Source organism: Enterobacter sp. N5-15 (genome assembly GCF_057221635.1).
The window spans coordinates 2,564,103-2,578,466 of the sequence record NZ_CM170150.1 but is presented as its reverse complement, the minus strand read 5'-3'; the positions used below and the strand labels follow the sequence as shown (position 1 = coordinate 2,578,466).

The following is a 14,364-nucleotide window of genomic DNA, read 5'->3' as shown; positions in this document are numbered from 1 at the left end:
CAAATCACGGTTTAGGGCGCTGGCGGTTAAAACAGCAAAAAACGCGGCTTTAGAATAACCTGATAGTGTTTCGTTATTTGCCAGGTCAAACCGCCTGTGCTGTTATTACTGTCTTATATAATAAAACTGTCAGGGTTATAACCATGTCTACAGGGAAAACACTGCTCGCCCTTGCGCTGAGCGCTCTTCTACCAGCCGGTGCCGCATGGGCGGCAAACAACGACACGCTTATTTACTGTTCTGAAGCGTCCCCGGAGTCCTTCAACCCGCAAATCGCCAGCTCTGGCCCGTCATTTGTGGCCAGCTCTCAGGTGCTGTACAACCGCCTGATCAATTTCGACCCGGTGAAAAACACCCCGGTCCCGTCGCTGGCAGAGTCCTGGACGATTTCACCGGACGGCAAGATCTATACCTTTGCGCTGCGCAAAGGGGTGAAGTTCAACAGCAATAAATACTTCAAACCGACGCGCGACTTTAACGCCGATGACGTTATTTTCTCGGTCATGCGTCAGAAAGACCCTAAACACCCGTACCATAATGTGTCGCAGGGCAACTACGAATACTTTAACGATGTCGGGCTCGATAAGCTGATTCAGGACGTTAAAAAGGTCGACGATTATCACGTTCAGTTTACCCTCAGCGAGCCCAACGCCGCGTTTCTGGCCGACTGGGGGATGGATTTCGCCTCCATTCTCTCTGCCGAATACGCCGACGCGATGCTGAAAAAAGGCACGCCTGAAAACGTAGACACCTGGCCGATTGGTACCGGGCCTTATGTCCTGCAGCAGTACAAGGTGGATTCGCTGATCCGCTATGTTGCTAACCCGAACTACTGGGAAGGCGAAGTGCCGACGAAGCATCTCATCTTCTCCATTACGCCAAATGTGGAAACCCGCCTGGCGAAGCTGCAGACCAACGAGTGCCAGATTATTCCTGCGCCGTCCCCGGTTCAGTTTGACGCGATCAAGAACAACAAAGACCTGACTCTGCATTCGGTCGATGCGCTGAACGTCGGCTATCTGGCGTTTAATACCGAGAAAAAACCGTTTGATAACGTGCTGGTGCGTCAGGCGCTTAACTACGCGACCGACAAGAAGGCTATCGTCAATGCGGTCTTTATGGGTTCCGGTACGGTGGCAAAATCGCCGATCCCGCCAAATATGCTGGGCTTTAATAAAGACCTGAAGGACTACAGCTACGATCCAGAAAAAGCGAAAGCGCTGCTGAAGCAGGCGGGCCTGGAGAAGGGGGCGGAAGTCACGCTGTGGTCAATGCCGGTTCAGCGTCCGTATAACCCGAACTCGCGTCGTATCGCGGAGATGATCCAGAGCGATTGGGCCAAAGTCGGCGTGAAGGCCAAAATTGTCTCTTACGAGTGGGGTGAATATCTCTCCGGGATGCGTAAAGGCGAACATGACTCCGCGCTGTTTGGCTGGATGTCCGATAACGGCGATCCGGACAACTTTGCCGACGTGCTGCTGGGCTGTAACAGCATTAAAACAGGCTCCAACGCCGCGCGCTGGTGCGATAAGGGTTATGATGCTCTGGTGCAAAAAGCGAAGCTGACCAGCAGCCCGGCCGAGCGCGCGAAACTCTACGGCCAGGCTCAAGAGATTTTCTACCAGCAGGCGCCGTGGATCGCACTGGCAAACGGGAAAACGTTCTATGCAACCCGCAGCAACGTGACCGGATACAGCGTGAGCCTGATGGGCAGCGATTTCTCCAAAGCGAAGCTGAACTAAGCCTTTTATCGCCGGGTGGCGGCTACGCCTTACCCGGCCTACATTTGGAACCCTTAGGCCCGGTAAGCGTAGCGCCACCGGGCACATAACAAGGAGTGACAATGTCACATTTAAACGACGTTACCGCCCGTGTGGATGCCGCCATAGAAGAGAGCGTGATTACCCACATGAATGAACTGCTGATTGAATTAAGCGATGACGCAGAGCTCAGCCGTGAAGATCGCTACACCCAGCAGCAGCGGCTGCGTACCGCGATTTCACACCACGGTAAGCAGCATAAAGAAGAGATGGACGCGCGTGAGGAACAGCTGACCAAAGGCGGCACCATACTGTAACGATCAAAACTGGCGTCGCGCCACCAGCCAGGCCCCGACGACCAGCATCACAGCGCCGCACGCCGGGCCAATCAGGGCGCGAAGCGGAACGCCGTGGCTCCTCAGCACGTCCATCACCAGCCCGCCAATCAGCTGGCTTGCCACCAGCACGGCGATAGTCGTCGCCGCGCCAACGTTCTGATACCCGCTAATGCTGGCAAAAACGAAAAACGACCCCAGCAGCCCTGGTATAAGCGTCCACCAGCGTACCGTTGCGGCCAGTTCGCTAAACCCGGCGAAGCCCTGTTTCAGCAGCAGAATGCTGACAAATAGCACAATGCCGACCAGGGAGTTCAGCAGCATCGCGATAAGAATAGTGGAGGAGGACTGGGTGATACGCACCATTAAGGTGTTTTGCACCACCAGACCTATTCCCGCCGCCACCAAAAACGCCAGCGTCAGTGACTGATTCATGGGATGGCGTCCGGATCGCTGCGCTCGTCCAGCTGAAGCTGCATAAAGGTTAAGTCTAGCCAGCGGCCAAACTTGGTCCCCACCTGCGGCATCTGCCCCGTTGTCACAAAACCGAGCGTTTCATGGAGATGAATCGAGGCATGGTTTTGCGCTTCAATACCGGCCACCATCACGTGTTTACCAATGGTGCGGGCCTCGTTAATCAGCGCGTTCATCAGCGTGCGGCCAATGCCCTTGCCCTGATGATCCGGGTGGACATAGACCGAATGCTCAACCGTATGGCGAAAGCCGTCGAAGGCGCGCCAGTCGCCAAAAGAGGCGTAACCGGTAATCGCACCGTTTTCTTCACTCACCAGAACCGGGTAACCCGCGAGCGTGCGCGCCTCAAACCACGCGATGCGGTTATCGGTATCGACGGTTTTATCGTTCCAGATCGCGGCAGTATGCAGCACCGCGTGGTTGTAGATTTCTCCTATCGCGGCGCAGTCTTCTTTGCAGGCATGACGAACGATCATGATTAACCCTCTGTGTGTTGTTCACTATAGTATTACGTTATTCCTACGATATTACACAATGGCATTGCCCGAACGCTACGGCATAAGCCATATTTTTTTGTTATCAAAAGCCCATTGAAATGCCGTTCATACACTATAGTATGACGTCATGAACACCATAACAGACACGATGAATCAACGGATTAGCGCAAGAATTCGCCTTGAACGCGAGTCTCGCGGATGGTCCCTGAGCGAGCTTGCTGACCGGGCAGGGGTCTCGCGCGCGATGATCCACAAGATAGAACGCGGAGACAGTAGCCCGACGGCCACCTTGCTTGCCCGACTTTCCGGCGCGTTTGGCATCAGCATGTCCACGCTCATTGCCCGGGCCGAAATGCAGGAGGGCAAGCTGCTGCGCCTTGCAAACCAGCCCGTCTGGCGAGATCCACAGACGCACTACCTCCGCCGCCATGTTTCTCCCCGTACCGATCTGCCCATCGACCTTGTTCAGGTTGAACTGCCTGCGGGCAGCGATGTTCCTATGCCTGCATCTTCTTACGCGCTGGCACGTCAGCTTATCTGGCTCCAGTCCGGTGAGCTGGTGTTTCAGGAGGGCGATACCCGGCACGAGATGCACGCCGGAGACTGTCTCGAGCTGGGGCCGCCAAATGACTGCCGGTTCATCAACGAAACGAATGAAACCTGTATCTATCTGGTCGTACGGCTTAACCAGTCTGCCTCGTAATGCTAATGCGATAACGCCGATCGTGAGCCAGGCTGTAATGACATGTGTACCAGAAGGAGATCCCGATGAATCAACCTGTTTCGCAAAATCGCCGCTGGGTACTGGCCTCTCGTCCACAGGGCGCGCCGGTCGCGGAAAATTTTCGTCTCGAAACGCAGCCTGTTCCAGCACCCGCTGAGGGGCAGCTTTTGCTGCGCACCGTCTGGCTGTCGCTGGACCCGTACATGCGGGGCCGCATGAGCGATGCGCCATCCTATTCACCGCCGGTTGAGCTGGGCGCGGTGATGGTGGGGGGAACGGTCAGCCGCGTTGAACAGTCAAATCATCCCAACTTCAAAGCCGGAGAGTGGGTGCTGGGCTATAGCGGCTGGCAGGAGTATGAACTCTCAGACGGCAGCGGCCTGGTGAAGCTGGGCGAAAATCCGTCACACCCTTCCTGGGCGCTGGGTATTCTGGGCATGCCGGGCTTTACCGCCTATATGGGATTGCTGGATATCGGACAGCCAAAAGCGGGTGAAACGCTGGTGGTCGCCGCGGCGACAGGCCCGGTTGGCGCGACCGTCGGGCAGATCGGCAAAATTAAAGGTTGCCGGGTGGTCGGCGTCTCCGGTGGCGCTGAAAAATGCCGCCATGCCGTTGAGGTTCTCGGGTTTGACCTGTGTCTGGATCATCACGCGGCCGATTTTGCCGAACAGCTGAAGCGTGCCTGCCCGAATGGGATTGATGTCTACTATGAAAACGTCGGCGGGAAAGTGTTTGACGCCGTGCTGCCATTACTGAATACCTCCGCGCGCGTGCCGGTGTGCGGCCTGGTGAGCGGCTACAATGCGACGGGCCTGCCCGAGGGGCCGGATCGCCTGCCGCTTCTGATGGCGACCATCCTGAAGAAACGCATTCGTATGCAGGGCTTTATCATCGGTCAGGACTACGGGCACCGCATTAAAGAGTTCCAGGACGCGATGGGACGCTGGGTGCAGGAAGGCAAAATTCACTATCGTGAACAGGTCACGGACGGGCTGGAGAATGCGCCCGAGGCGCTGATTGGCCTGCTTGAAGGGCGTAACTTCGGCAAAGTCGTGATTCGCGTCGCGAGTGACAATAAATAAAACAGCATTATGGCGGGGTTTCCCGCCATATTTATTTGTGAAGATACGATATATTGTCTTTAATTAATGGACATGGCATTTCGCGCCCGCATCCCGGATGGGCCCGAAACCAATAAAAAACAAACTTTGCTTTTTTTGATGTTTTTACGTACTTCCCACCACCAGGCATGACGATACAGGATATATCGGACCAGCGTCGTTTTATTAAAACTGGCGTTTAAAAATAGCATTAAGTTTTAGCTACAGGAATTGAACATGCTTGATTTGGATCACTTAGAAAAAGCCCAAAGGATCAGTCTTACCATGCAAGTTGAACTCAGTTTGAAAGGCGCGTTAATTACGGGCTCCCTCAAACCTGGGGCACGACTGATTACGAAAGAGATCGCCGATAAATTAGGAACCAGTATTACCCCAGTTCGCGAGGCGCTTTTGCGTCTGGTGTCATCAGGGGCGTTACACGCCACGCCCGCGCAGGCATTTCTGGTTCCGGAGGTGACGCTGGAGCGTTATAACGAGATTAACGCCATCAGAAAACAGCTTGAGCCGATGGCGGTCGCCGCAGCATGCCAGAATATGTCAGAAGGCAAGCTGGAGGCGTTGCGCAAAATGTCAGAGGCATTCCATGAGGCCATGCGCAACGGAAACGTTCAGCAGGCGCTTCATGCAAATCGCGTCTTCCGCTTTACGCTTTATCAGTATGCGGAAATGCCGACGCTTAATGCCTTAATTGAACAGCTCTGGGTGCGCATCGGGCCCTGTATGAACTATCTGCATCAGGAGCTTAACGACATCAAAGCGTCGACATATCACTATGACGAACTCCTTTCCGCCCTTGAGCGAAGAGATGTTGCTGCCTGCCAGAAGGCGATTGATAAGGTGATTGATGAAGCGAATTTGCTTTTACAGCGACAATATTTTAACTGAGAGATTATTTAACAGAGCGACTATATACCGCACCTAATTATTTATCTGGTGAATAACTCCTGATGGCAATAAGCCATCAGGAGAGTTATTTCATTAATAAAATAAACGTTTCTTTTTGCTTACTCGAAGCGATAAGAGACCGACAGCCCGACCCCGTAGTTACGGCCTGGTGCTGGTTCGTAATAACGACCGTTGGACTCGTTGACAATAACCGAGCCCGCGTACTCTTTATCGAACAGGTTATCGACGCGGCCAAAGACGTCCATGCCCCAGTTGCCGTAGTTGAATTTATACCCGGTGTTCAGCCCGACCACCGTATACGATGGCGCTTTCGCCGTGTTCTCGTCGTCGGCCATGATATCGCTCATGTAGCGCACGTCAGAACCCGCGTACCAGCCTTCTTCAGGCTGCCAGCCAAACGAGGCGTAGCCCATGTTGCGGGCGATGCCCGGCATACGATTACCGTTACAGTCTGCGTCGCTGCAGACGTTGGTGCGGTAGGTCGCGTCCAGGTAGGTCCACGCCAGCTTCAGCTTCCAGTTCTCAGCAAACTGCTGGTCGAGGGAGACTTCCACGCCCTGACGACGGGTTTTACCGGCGTTTTTATAGCTGGTACGTCCGCCAGAGCTGGCATCCACCACGATCTCATCATCCGTATCGGTGCGGAACAGGGCAGCGGTCAGCAGGCCATTGCCGATGCGCGTTTTGCTGCCCACTTCGTACGTGTTGTTGGTGGACGGCTTAAGGCCAATGTTCAGACCGCCCTGGTTATCGGCACGATAGGAGAGTTCGTTGATGGTTGGCGTTTCGAATCCACGCCCTGCGGCAGCGTAAAGATTCCATGCGTCCGTCACCGCATACTTCACGGAGCCTGCCGGGAGCCACTTGTGATAGCTCGCGTCACCGCTGTCATCGCCGTTGCCCGGCGTAACGTAATGGTCGTTGGAATCAAACCAGACCGAGCTGTAGCGCACACCCGCATCCACCGACAGCTTCTGCGTCAGCTGCCAGCTGCTTTGCAGGTAAGGATCGACGTTCCACATCAGGTTACGTTCGTTTCGACGCTTGTCACCCTTCACGCCATAATCCGGTACGCCGTTGTTCATCACGAAGTTCTCGTATCCGCGACGATCTTCGCTCAGGTTTTCGTAGTTCAGGCCGGTGGTAAACGTCACCGGCACCAGCAGCTCGCCGCGGTGCGTCCAGCGGGTATCGATGCCCTGATAATGACGCTGCATATCAATCACCCCGCCGGAGTGGGAGGCTTTTAGCTGCGGCTGATAGGGAATCGACTGGTACTGCGTCATTTCACGCTCACCGGCGTACATCATCACGCTAAGGTCGTCCTGCGCGCTGAGCTGGCGATCGTAGCGCAGACCGGCCTGAGTCTGCTTGATGGTCTTGCGGGTGTTGTACTGATCGCCGCGCGGAGACTGACGCGGATTATTCTGCCACTCCTGATAGCTCAGCCCGCCCGGATCGTTGGCCTTCATGTCCACGCTGTTGAAAATCAGCGTCAGCTTGCTGACGTCATCAATACGCACGCCCAGCTTTGCATTAGCCAGATTCTTCCGCGCGCCGCTGTGGTCACGGTAGCCTTTGGTGGTGAAGCGGGTGGTGGAAACGGTGTAATCCACATCGCCCGCGTGGGTGCCGTCACCCATCGCACCGGTGGCCTTCATGCCGTAGCGCCAGGTACCGTAGCTGCCGTAATAGCTGCTGGCTTCAATGGTCGGCGGCTGCTGCCCGGTCTGGGTGTTGATGTTAATCACGCCGCCAGAGGCGTTGCCGTACAGGGCAGAGAAGGGGCCGCGCAGCACTTCAACGCTCTCCACGCTGGAGAGATCGATGTTGGAGGTCTGGCCCTGTCCGTCCGGCATAGTGGCAGGGATACCGTCGACGTACATACGGATACCGCGCACGCCAAACGTTGAGCGGGCGCCAAACCCGCGCATTGAAAGCTGGAGATCCTGAGCATAGTTCTGGCGGTTCTGAATTTGCAGTCCCGGGACGCTGCCGAGGGATTCAGACAGGTTGATGCGAGGCGCGGCGTGGCGCATGTCATCGCCGTTGACGACGCTGACCGCGGCCGGGGTATCCAGCTCCGATACGGTTTGCGGCGTAGCGCTGACGATCATGGTCTGTTCCTCCGCGCTCATTGCGGTTAGCGGCGCGAAAGTAACGGGAACCAGCAGCAGCGGGAGAGAGGCCTTACGGGCAGAAATGATTTTCATGAATAAAACCGGTTGTGGTGTATAAACGAACCAAATGGAACATGTCCATACATGTTAAAGGTTTTGTAAATGTTTTGAAAACTATAACCGCACATTGCGTTAATGAAAGGCGAGACGCGAAAGAAAAACTCCACATTCCCCTCATTAATGATTACTATTCTCATTATCAAAAGGCAATGCCATGACGTTGTCTGTCGGAAGTGATGTCAGCGGAAACCCCTCTTTTCAGAAAAGGAATTGTTATGTCTTTACGTCATCTGTGCTCGCCGCGTCTGAGCCTGTCACTGCTGTCTGCCACTTTACTGCTTGCCGGAACGTTCCAGGTGCATGCCGCCGAAGAGGTGCTGCGTAAAGCGGTGGGCAAAGGGGCGTATGAAATGGCGGTCAGCCAGCAGGAAAATGCGCTGTGGGTGGCGACGTCGCAAAGCCGTAAAACCGATAAGGGCGGGGTTATCTATCGCCTTGATCCGGTCACGCTGGACGTGACGCAGGCGATTCATAGCGATCTCAAACCCTTTGGCGCCACTCTCGACGGCGCGACGCAAACCCTGTGGTTTGGCAACACCATCAACGGGGCGGTGACGGCCATCGATGCGAAAACGGGCGACGTGAAAGGGCGTCTGGTGCTCGATAATCGCCAGCGCAGTGAAACCGTCAAACCGCTGCAGCCGCGCCAGCTGGTGGCGGATGACGCGAGCAACACGATTTACATCACCGGTGTCGGCAAAGAGAGCGTGATTTGGGTGGTGGATGGCGCAACGCTGAAGCTGAAAGAGACCATTGCCAATACCGGTACCTATAGCACCGGCCTGGCGCTGGATGCGCAGGCGAAACGCCTCTATACCACGAATGCGGACGGCGAGCTGGTAACCATTGATACGGCCACGAACAAAATCCTGAGCCGTAAAAAAGTGCAGGATGACGGTAAAGAGCACTTCTATCTGAACCTGAGCCTCGACGCTGCCGGTCAGCGTGCCTTCCTGACCGATTCAAAACAGCCTGAAGTGCTGGTGGTGAGCCTGAAAGACGGCAGCGTAATGGAGAAGATCGCCGCGCCGGAATCCCTGGCAGTCCTGTTTAACCCGGCCCGCAATGAAGCCTACGTGACGCACCGCGAAGCGGGCAAGGTGAGCGTGATTGACGCGAAAACCTACAAGGTGACCAAAACGTTCGACACGCCGGTTTACCCGAACAGCCTGGCGCTCTCTGCGGATGGTAAAACGCTGTATGTGACGGTGAAACAGAAGTCGACCCGCCAGCAGGAAGCCACTCAGCCTGACGACGTCATTCGTATCGCGCTGTAAGGTGGGAACTGCCCGGTGGCGCTGCGCTACCGGGCCGACAAAACCATGAAAAGTAGGCCGGGTAAGGCGAAGCCGCCACCCGGCTTTTTTATTAACGCGAGGTTTCTTCTACCAGCGGCGCGTCGTGTTTTTCATCATCGTGATGAACTGGCGCGGTGCTGTGGATCTCGTGAACGCGCTTACGCACGCCGAACCAACCGGCAATCAGCAGCACGGCCAGCAGCGGAATGGTCGCGATGGTGTAGGTACCGTTCGGGTAGTCGAACGCCATCAGCACCAGCACGCTGAACAGGAACAGCAGGGTGAGCCAGGAGGTCACCGGTGCGCCCGGCATCTTGAAGCTCACATCAGCCGCTTTGCCTTCTTTGATCGCTTTGCGCAGACGCATCTGGCAGACCACAATAAAGGCCCAGGAGGCGATAATCCCCAGTGCAGCCACGTTCAGAACGATCTCAAATACGCGGGACGGCACTAGATAGTTCAGGAACACGCCAAAGACGTAAACCACCAGCGTTGCCAGAATCCCCGCATAGGGAACCTGCTGCTTGCTCATCTTCGACATGAACTTCGGCGCGGAACCGCCCATCGACATAGAGCGCAGGATACGACCGGTAGAGTAAAGGCCGGAGTTCAGGCTGGAGAGCGCTGCCGTCAGAACCACGATGTTCATGATGCTGCCAACGTAAGGTACGCCCAGCTTAGAGAAGAAGGTCACAAATGGACTCTGACCCGCCTGATAGGCAGTCCATGGCAGCAGCAGAACCAGCAGCACCACGGAACCGACGTAGAACAGACCGATACGCCAGATCACGCTGTTGATGGCTTTTGGCACCATCGTCTGCGGATCTTTACATTCACCTGCTGCGGTGCCCACCAGTTCGATGGAGGCGAAGGCGAACACGACGCCCTGAACCAGCACCAGCGCAGGCAGCAGACCGTGCGGGAAGAATCCGCCGTTATCGGTTATCAGGTGGAAGCCGGTGGCATTGCCGTCCAGCGGCTTGCCGCTGCCGAGGAAGACGGTACCCACGACCAGGAAAATCACAATGGCCAGCACTTTTACCAGTGCAAACCAGAACTCCATCTCCGCGAACCACTTCACGCCGATCATGTTCATGGTGCCGACAATAGCCAGCGCGCCAAGCGCAAAGACCCACTGTGGAACGTCACCGAACGCGCCCCAGTAGTGCATGTACAGCGCAACGGCGGTGATATCGACAATACCGGTCATCGCCCAGTTGACGAAGTACATCCAGCCCGCAACGTAGGCCGCTTTTTCACCGAGGAATTCACGGGCGTAAGAGACGAAGCTTCCGCTGGAAGGGCGATGCAGTACCAGTTCGCCCAGCGCGCGTAGAATGAAGAAAGAGAAGATCCCGCACACCAGATAGACCAGGGCGAGAGCCGGGCCAGCCATTTGCAGACGCGCACCAGCACCTAAAAACAGACCCGTTCCGATAGCGCCGCCGATGGCGATCATTTGAACCTGACGGTTGCCCATCGCTTTGTGGTAGCCCTCTTCGTGGGAGTTCAACCAGCGACGTTTAGCAGCATGATGATCGGCTGCGCTTTTATTGCTTGTTTTCATTGAGTTACCTGTTTGCCTGTCTGAACCATTATCGTGATAGTCCTGCCTGGCAGAGCGCAATACAAACGATTGCTTCTGCGCAAACACATGTCGCCTTCCCAGTCATTCTGCGTATGGATAAGGCGAAACATGGCGAGGCATCCTACCTGCAATTCATAAGCGACGCAAAATATAACCGTGCCGAAAGTGATGCACGTCGAAGGAAATCGTGTGGTCAGAGCAGACGGCGATCACAACACGCTGAATCGTGGTGAGTTTTTAGACAAAACAGTTGGCGGGTTGATTATTTAATCATCAGATTTTCTTAATTATTACCAGGTGGTCAAGATTTTGATTGCTGCAGAGCATCTAGCAGTAACCTGAAAGCGGTAGTGTGCTGGCGACGGCTCGGATAATAAAGGTGATACCCCTCGAAAGTTGGGCACCACGCTTCAAGGACCCTGACCAGCCGTCCGTCACTCAGCGCTCCCAGAACCGACGCCTCCGGTACGTATGCGAGTCCGAGTCCACTCTCAGCGGCGTCGATGCGCTGCGACAGGTTGCTCAGCGTAAGCTGCCCCTCAACCCGCACGCGAAGCTCGCGCCCGTCGCGTTCAAATTCCCAGTGATACAATCCCCCGCGCGTGGGCAGGCGCATATTGATACAGCGGTGGTCAGCGAGCTGCTCCGGCGTCTGCGGAACGCCAAAGCGTGCCAGATAATTCGTGGAACCAACCACGGCCATGCGCATATCCGGCGCGATCCGTACCGCAATCATATCTTTTGCCACCTGTTCACCCAGGCGAACTCCCGCGTCGAAACGGCCATCCACGATATCCGTCAGGCCGTTATCTACCGTCACTTCGACGTTAATCTCAGGATACTGCACCATAAACGCCTTCAGTACCGGCCAGAGTACGACGTCCATCGCATGCTCGCCGGCGACGATGCGGATAGCGCCGGCGGGTTTGTTGCGCGCGCTGCGAAGCGCCGTGAGCTCCTGCTCAATCTCCAGCAAATGCGGGCTTAGGCGCGCAAAGAGCTGCTCACCTGCCTGGGTGGGAACAACGCTGCGGGTTGTGCGGGTTAAAAGGCGAACGTCGAGCCGCGCTTCAAGCTTGCGCATGGCATGGCTTAGTGCCGATTGCGAGACGCCCAGCTGCGCCGCTGCGCGCGTAAAGCTGCGCTCGCGGGCGACTACCATAAAAGAGAGCAGGTCGTTGAAATTATCTTTTAGCATTGCGATTGCCTCTATTTATGAATTTCAATCATATTTCCTATCTGATTATGCACCCTAATACTCCGGATTGCTTTGCGCTACTGTTAACGCAACAGTAAATGAGGAGCATAAGATGAAAATTATCCGCAGCGGGTCATTACCTTCAGTACGAGGACCGGAAGCCTGGTTCACCGGCACCGTCCGCATTGACGCGCCATTTCAGGCGAGCGAACCTGCCAGCGTCGGCGGGGCAACCGTAACCTTTGAGCCGGGCGCGCGCACCGCGTGGCATACGCATCCCCTTGGGCAAACGCTGATTGTGACGCAGGGGCGCGGCTGGTTACAGGAGTGGGGCAAAGAGGCGGAAGTATTGAATCAGGGGGATATCGCCTGGATCCCACCCGGCGTAAAGCACTGGCACGGCGCAAGCGCGCAAACGGCGATGACGCATATTGCCATCGCCGAATCCGTTAACGGCAGCCCGGTAGCCTGGCTGGAAAAAGTCACCGACGAGCAGTATCCGAACGGCTAACCGCCAAAAACGGCAATCGCCTGCTGCAGGCGCGTCGTGCGCTGCGTCAGGTGATTCGCGGCGTGAGCGACGTTATCCACCATCCCCGTATTGTTGTGGGTCATTGCGCCGATACGGGAGATGGATGCGTTGATGAGCGTCAGCGCCTGGGTTTGCTCCTGCGTGGCGTGGCCGATCTCCTTAATCAGGGAGGAGACCCGCAGCACGTTGTCGATCATAACCGTCAGCTGCGTTTCGGTCTGTTCCACTTTTTCCACGCCAGCGTTGACGCTGGCGACGTTTTTCTCAATCAGCGCTTTGATCTCTTTCGCCGCCGTCGCGGAGTGCTGCGCAAGATTGCGCACCTCGGCCGCCACCACGGCAAAGCCGCGCCCGGCTTCACCTGCGCGCGCCGCTTCCACGGCAGCATTCAGTGCAAGAATGTTGGTCTGGAAGGCGATACGATCGATAACGCTGATAATATCGACGATCTGGCTGTTATCCTGCGATACGGATTGCATCATACCGATGGTCTCTTTCATCATCGCTTCGCCGCAGTGGGCGCTGTCGCGGGTGCGATCCGCCATCTCCGTGGCTTCTTTCGCGGTTTCTGCCGTCTGCTTCACCGCGCTGGCGATCTCTTCCACCGCCGACGCGGTTTGCTGCAGAAAGTCTGCGGTCTCTTCTGAACGCGTCTGCAGCGCTGCACCTTCTTTCGCGACCTGCTGGCTGATGGTGCCAATCCCGCTGATTTGCGCCCCGACGTCATCGACCAGCGAATTCAGGTTCAAACCTGATTGATTGACCAGGCGCATCATCAGCCCGATGTCATCGATCCTGTCAAAATGGTAATAGTCCGTTTTACGCCCTGAAACCACGCGCTGCATCTGCTGTACAATAGATTTAACCGGCCGGGCGATCTGCGCATGAAGATAATAAGCCAGGGAAGTAAACAGCAGTACCAGACTCCCCGACTGCACAACTTTATCAGGGAATAAATACACCGCCAGGCAGGAGAGTAACGCCGTCGTCGCAATACCAAGATGGATTCGTTTGCCGGTGCTGAGACATTTAAAAAGCGACATAAACGAAAATAAACCGCGCCGAACCAGTAATCCTTTATAAAAGCGGTAATGTTTTAATTCGTTATTACGCACTTTTGCATACAGCTTTTCACTGGCCGCGATCTCTTCCCGCGCGGGTATATTTCGCACGGAAATATAGCCCGTCAGGGATCCACCCTGCCAGACCGGCGTCACGTTAGCCCGCACCCAGTAATGATCGCCATTATGGCGACGGTTCTTCACCAGCCCCGTCCAGGTCTCACCTTGCTGCAGGGTAAACCACATGTCGCCAAAGGCTTCGGCAGGCATATCGGGATGGCGGATGAGATTATGCGGCTCACCCAGAAGATGCTCTTCTTTATATCCGCTGGCTTCAATAAAAGTGGAATTAGCATAGGTAATATGACTTTTTGTATCGGTGGTCGACATTAACGTCGAACCATCGTTAAGCAAATACTCGTTTTGTGTAACGGGAGTGTTACGCCTCATGAGTAACTCCATGATGATGTGCAAGAATAATAAAGTCCGGAAAACGCTCCGGTAAGATGAATGTGATTATTTTTTATAACTGTCCGTTGCTTATTCTCTCTGAAATTCTGACCGCCTGAAATACCCGCTGTTCATTATTTTTAATCTGTTAACGCTAGCGAATGTAATAAAAATGAA

At 55.4% G+C, this 14,364-nt stretch carries 13 protein-coding genes; 7 read left to right on the top strand and 6 right to left on the bottom strand.

The features are described 5' to 3' along the window. Positions 1 to 143: 143 nt before the first annotated feature. On the top strand, positions 144 to 1,742 hold the full coding sequence (locus tag AC2TE5_RS12265; protein ID WP_484611717.1) for an ABC transporter substrate-binding protein: 1,599 nt from the start codon (positions 144 to 146) through the stop codon (positions 1,740 to 1,742). Positions 1,743 to 1,843: 101 nt separating this feature from the next. Then, positions 1,844 to 2,077: a YdcY family protein gene (locus AC2TE5_RS12260; RefSeq protein ID WP_182400666.1), complete on the top strand. Its 234-nt coding sequence runs from the start codon at positions 1,844 to 1,846 to the stop codon at positions 2,075 to 2,077. A 3-nt stretch (positions 2,078 to 2,080) separates the two neighbouring features. Here AC2TE5_RS12260 and AC2TE5_RS12255 read toward each other — a convergent pair whose 3' ends face one another. Together AC2TE5_RS12255 and AC2TE5_RS12250 are read right to left on the bottom strand one after the other, a co-directional pair. Beyond that, a complete protein-coding gene (locus AC2TE5_RS12255; protein ID WP_213327644.1) occupies positions 2,081 to 2,530 on the bottom strand; it encodes a DMT family transporter in 450 nt (149 codons plus the stop codon). Continuing rightward, positions 2,527 to 3,045, bottom strand: a complete 519-nt coding sequence (locus AC2TE5_RS12250; protein WP_159514293.1) for a GNAT family N-acetyltransferase — start codon at positions 3,043 to 3,045, stop codon at positions 2,527 to 2,529. Before AC2TE5_RS12250 ends, AC2TE5_RS12255 begins: the two co-directional genes overlap by 4 nt. Before the next feature lie 148 nt (positions 3,046 to 3,193). On the opposite strand from AC2TE5_RS12250, the gene AC2TE5_RS12245 reads away from it, so the two are divergent. From AC2TE5_RS12245 to AC2TE5_RS12235, 3 genes are all read left to right on the top strand, one after another. After that, entirely contained in the window at positions 3,194 to 3,769 is a 576-nt protein-coding gene (locus tag AC2TE5_RS12245) for a helix-turn-helix domain-containing protein (RefSeq protein WP_023311983.1), read from the top strand. A gap of 65 nt (positions 3,770 to 3,834) precedes the next feature. Beyond that, complete coding sequence (locus AC2TE5_RS12240; RefSeq protein WP_484611716.1) at positions 3,835 to 4,875, top strand: NADP-dependent oxidoreductase; 1,041 nt, start codon at positions 3,835 to 3,837, stop codon at positions 4,873 to 4,875. A gap of 255 nt (positions 4,876 to 5,130) precedes the next feature. Continuing rightward, a complete protein-coding gene (locus AC2TE5_RS12235; protein WP_213328009.1) occupies positions 5,131 to 5,799 on the top strand; it encodes a GntR family transcriptional regulator in 669 nt (222 codons plus the stop codon). 119 nt (positions 5,800 to 5,918) lie between these two features. On the opposite strand, the gene pqqU is transcribed toward AC2TE5_RS12235, so the two are convergent. Further along, positions 5,919 to 8,033 carry a TonB-dependent receptor PqqU gene (pqqU, locus tag AC2TE5_RS12230; protein WP_484611715.1) on the bottom strand — a complete coding sequence of 705 codons (2,115 nt, stop codon included), beginning with the start codon at positions 8,031 to 8,033 and terminating at the stop codon, positions 5,919 to 5,921. Between the two features lie 242 nt (positions 8,034 to 8,275). Between pqqU and yncE the strand changes: the two genes are divergently transcribed. Then, a complete protein-coding gene (yncE, locus tag AC2TE5_RS12225; RefSeq protein ID WP_484611714.1) occupies positions 8,276 to 9,337 on the top strand; it encodes a 7-bladed beta-propeller protein YncE in 1,062 nt (353 codons plus the stop codon). 91 nt (positions 9,338 to 9,428) lie between these two features. Here yncE and ansP read toward each other — a convergent pair whose 3' ends face one another. Further along, positions 9,429 to 10,925, bottom strand: coding sequence for an L-asparagine permease (ansP, locus tag AC2TE5_RS12220; protein ID WP_047651051.1), 1,497 nt, complete (start codon positions 10,923 to 10,925; stop codon positions 9,429 to 9,431). 322 nt (positions 10,926 to 11,247) lie between these two features. After that, positions 11,248 to 12,144, bottom strand: a complete 897-nt coding sequence (locus AC2TE5_RS12215) for a LysR family transcriptional regulator (RefSeq protein WP_484611713.1) — start codon at positions 12,142 to 12,144, stop codon at positions 11,248 to 11,250. 112 nt (positions 12,145 to 12,256) lie between these two features. Between AC2TE5_RS12215 and AC2TE5_RS12210 the strand changes: the two genes are divergently transcribed. Beyond that, positions 12,257 to 12,655, top strand: coding sequence for a (R)-mandelonitrile lyase (locus AC2TE5_RS12210; RefSeq protein WP_484611712.1), 399 nt, complete (start codon positions 12,257 to 12,259; stop codon positions 12,653 to 12,655). On the opposite strand, the gene AC2TE5_RS12205 is transcribed toward AC2TE5_RS12210, so the two are convergent. After that, the gene (locus AC2TE5_RS12205) at positions 12,652 to 14,187 is read right to left on the bottom strand and encodes a methyl-accepting chemotaxis protein (RefSeq protein ID WP_484611711.1); all 1,536 of its coding nucleotides are present in this window, start codon (positions 14,185 to 14,187) and stop codon (positions 12,652 to 12,654) included. The two genes, AC2TE5_RS12210 and AC2TE5_RS12205, sit on opposite strands and share 4 nt — an antisense overlap. Positions 14,188 to 14,364: the final 177 nt, after the last annotated feature.

What these genes read in the sequence shown, in the direction of transcription:
- ansP (WP_047651051.1), bottom strand. Translation starts at nt 10,925, where the DNA reads ATGAAAACAAGCAATAAAAGCGCAGCCGATCATCATGCTGCTAAACGT.
- AC2TE5_RS12215 (WP_484611713.1), bottom strand. Translation starts at nt 12,144, where the DNA reads ATGCTAAAAGATAATTTCAACGACCTGCTCTCTTTTATGGTAGTCGCC.
- AC2TE5_RS12245 (WP_023311983.1), top strand. Translation starts at nt 3,194, where the DNA reads ATGAACACCATAACAGACACGATGAATCAACGGATTAGCGCAAGAATT.
- AC2TE5_RS12260 (WP_182400666.1), top strand. Translation starts at nt 1,844, where the DNA reads ATGTCACATTTAAACGACGTTACCGCCCGTGTGGATGCCGCCATAGAA.
- AC2TE5_RS12255 (WP_213327644.1), bottom strand. Translation starts at nt 2,530, where the DNA reads ATGAATCAGTCACTGACGCTGGCGTTTTTGGTGGCGGCGGGAATAGGT.
- AC2TE5_RS12210 (WP_484611712.1), top strand. Translation starts at nt 12,257, where the DNA reads ATGAAAATTATCCGCAGCGGGTCATTACCTTCAGTACGAGGACCGGAA.
- AC2TE5_RS12240 (WP_484611716.1), top strand. Translation starts at nt 3,835, where the DNA reads ATGAATCAACCTGTTTCGCAAAATCGCCGCTGGGTACTGGCCTCTCGT.
- AC2TE5_RS12265 (WP_484611717.1), top strand. Translation starts at nt 144, where the DNA reads ATGTCTACAGGGAAAACACTGCTCGCCCTTGCGCTGAGCGCTCTTCTA.
- pqqU (WP_484611715.1), bottom strand. Translation starts at nt 8,033, where the DNA reads ATGAAAATCATTTCTGCCCGTAAGGCCTCTCTCCCGCTGCTGCTGGTT.
- AC2TE5_RS12250 (WP_159514293.1), bottom strand. Translation starts at nt 3,045, where the DNA reads ATGATCGTTCGTCATGCCTGCAAAGAAGACTGCGCCGCGATAGGAGAA.
- yncE (WP_484611714.1), top strand. Translation starts at nt 8,276, where the DNA reads ATGTCTTTACGTCATCTGTGCTCGCCGCGTCTGAGCCTGTCACTGCTG.
- AC2TE5_RS12205 (WP_484611711.1), bottom strand. Translation starts at nt 14,187, where the DNA reads ATGAGGCGTAACACTCCCGTTACACAAAACGAGTATTTGCTTAACGAT.
- AC2TE5_RS12235 (WP_213328009.1), top strand. Translation starts at nt 5,131, where the DNA reads ATGCTTGATTTGGATCACTTAGAAAAAGCCCAAAGGATCAGTCTTACC.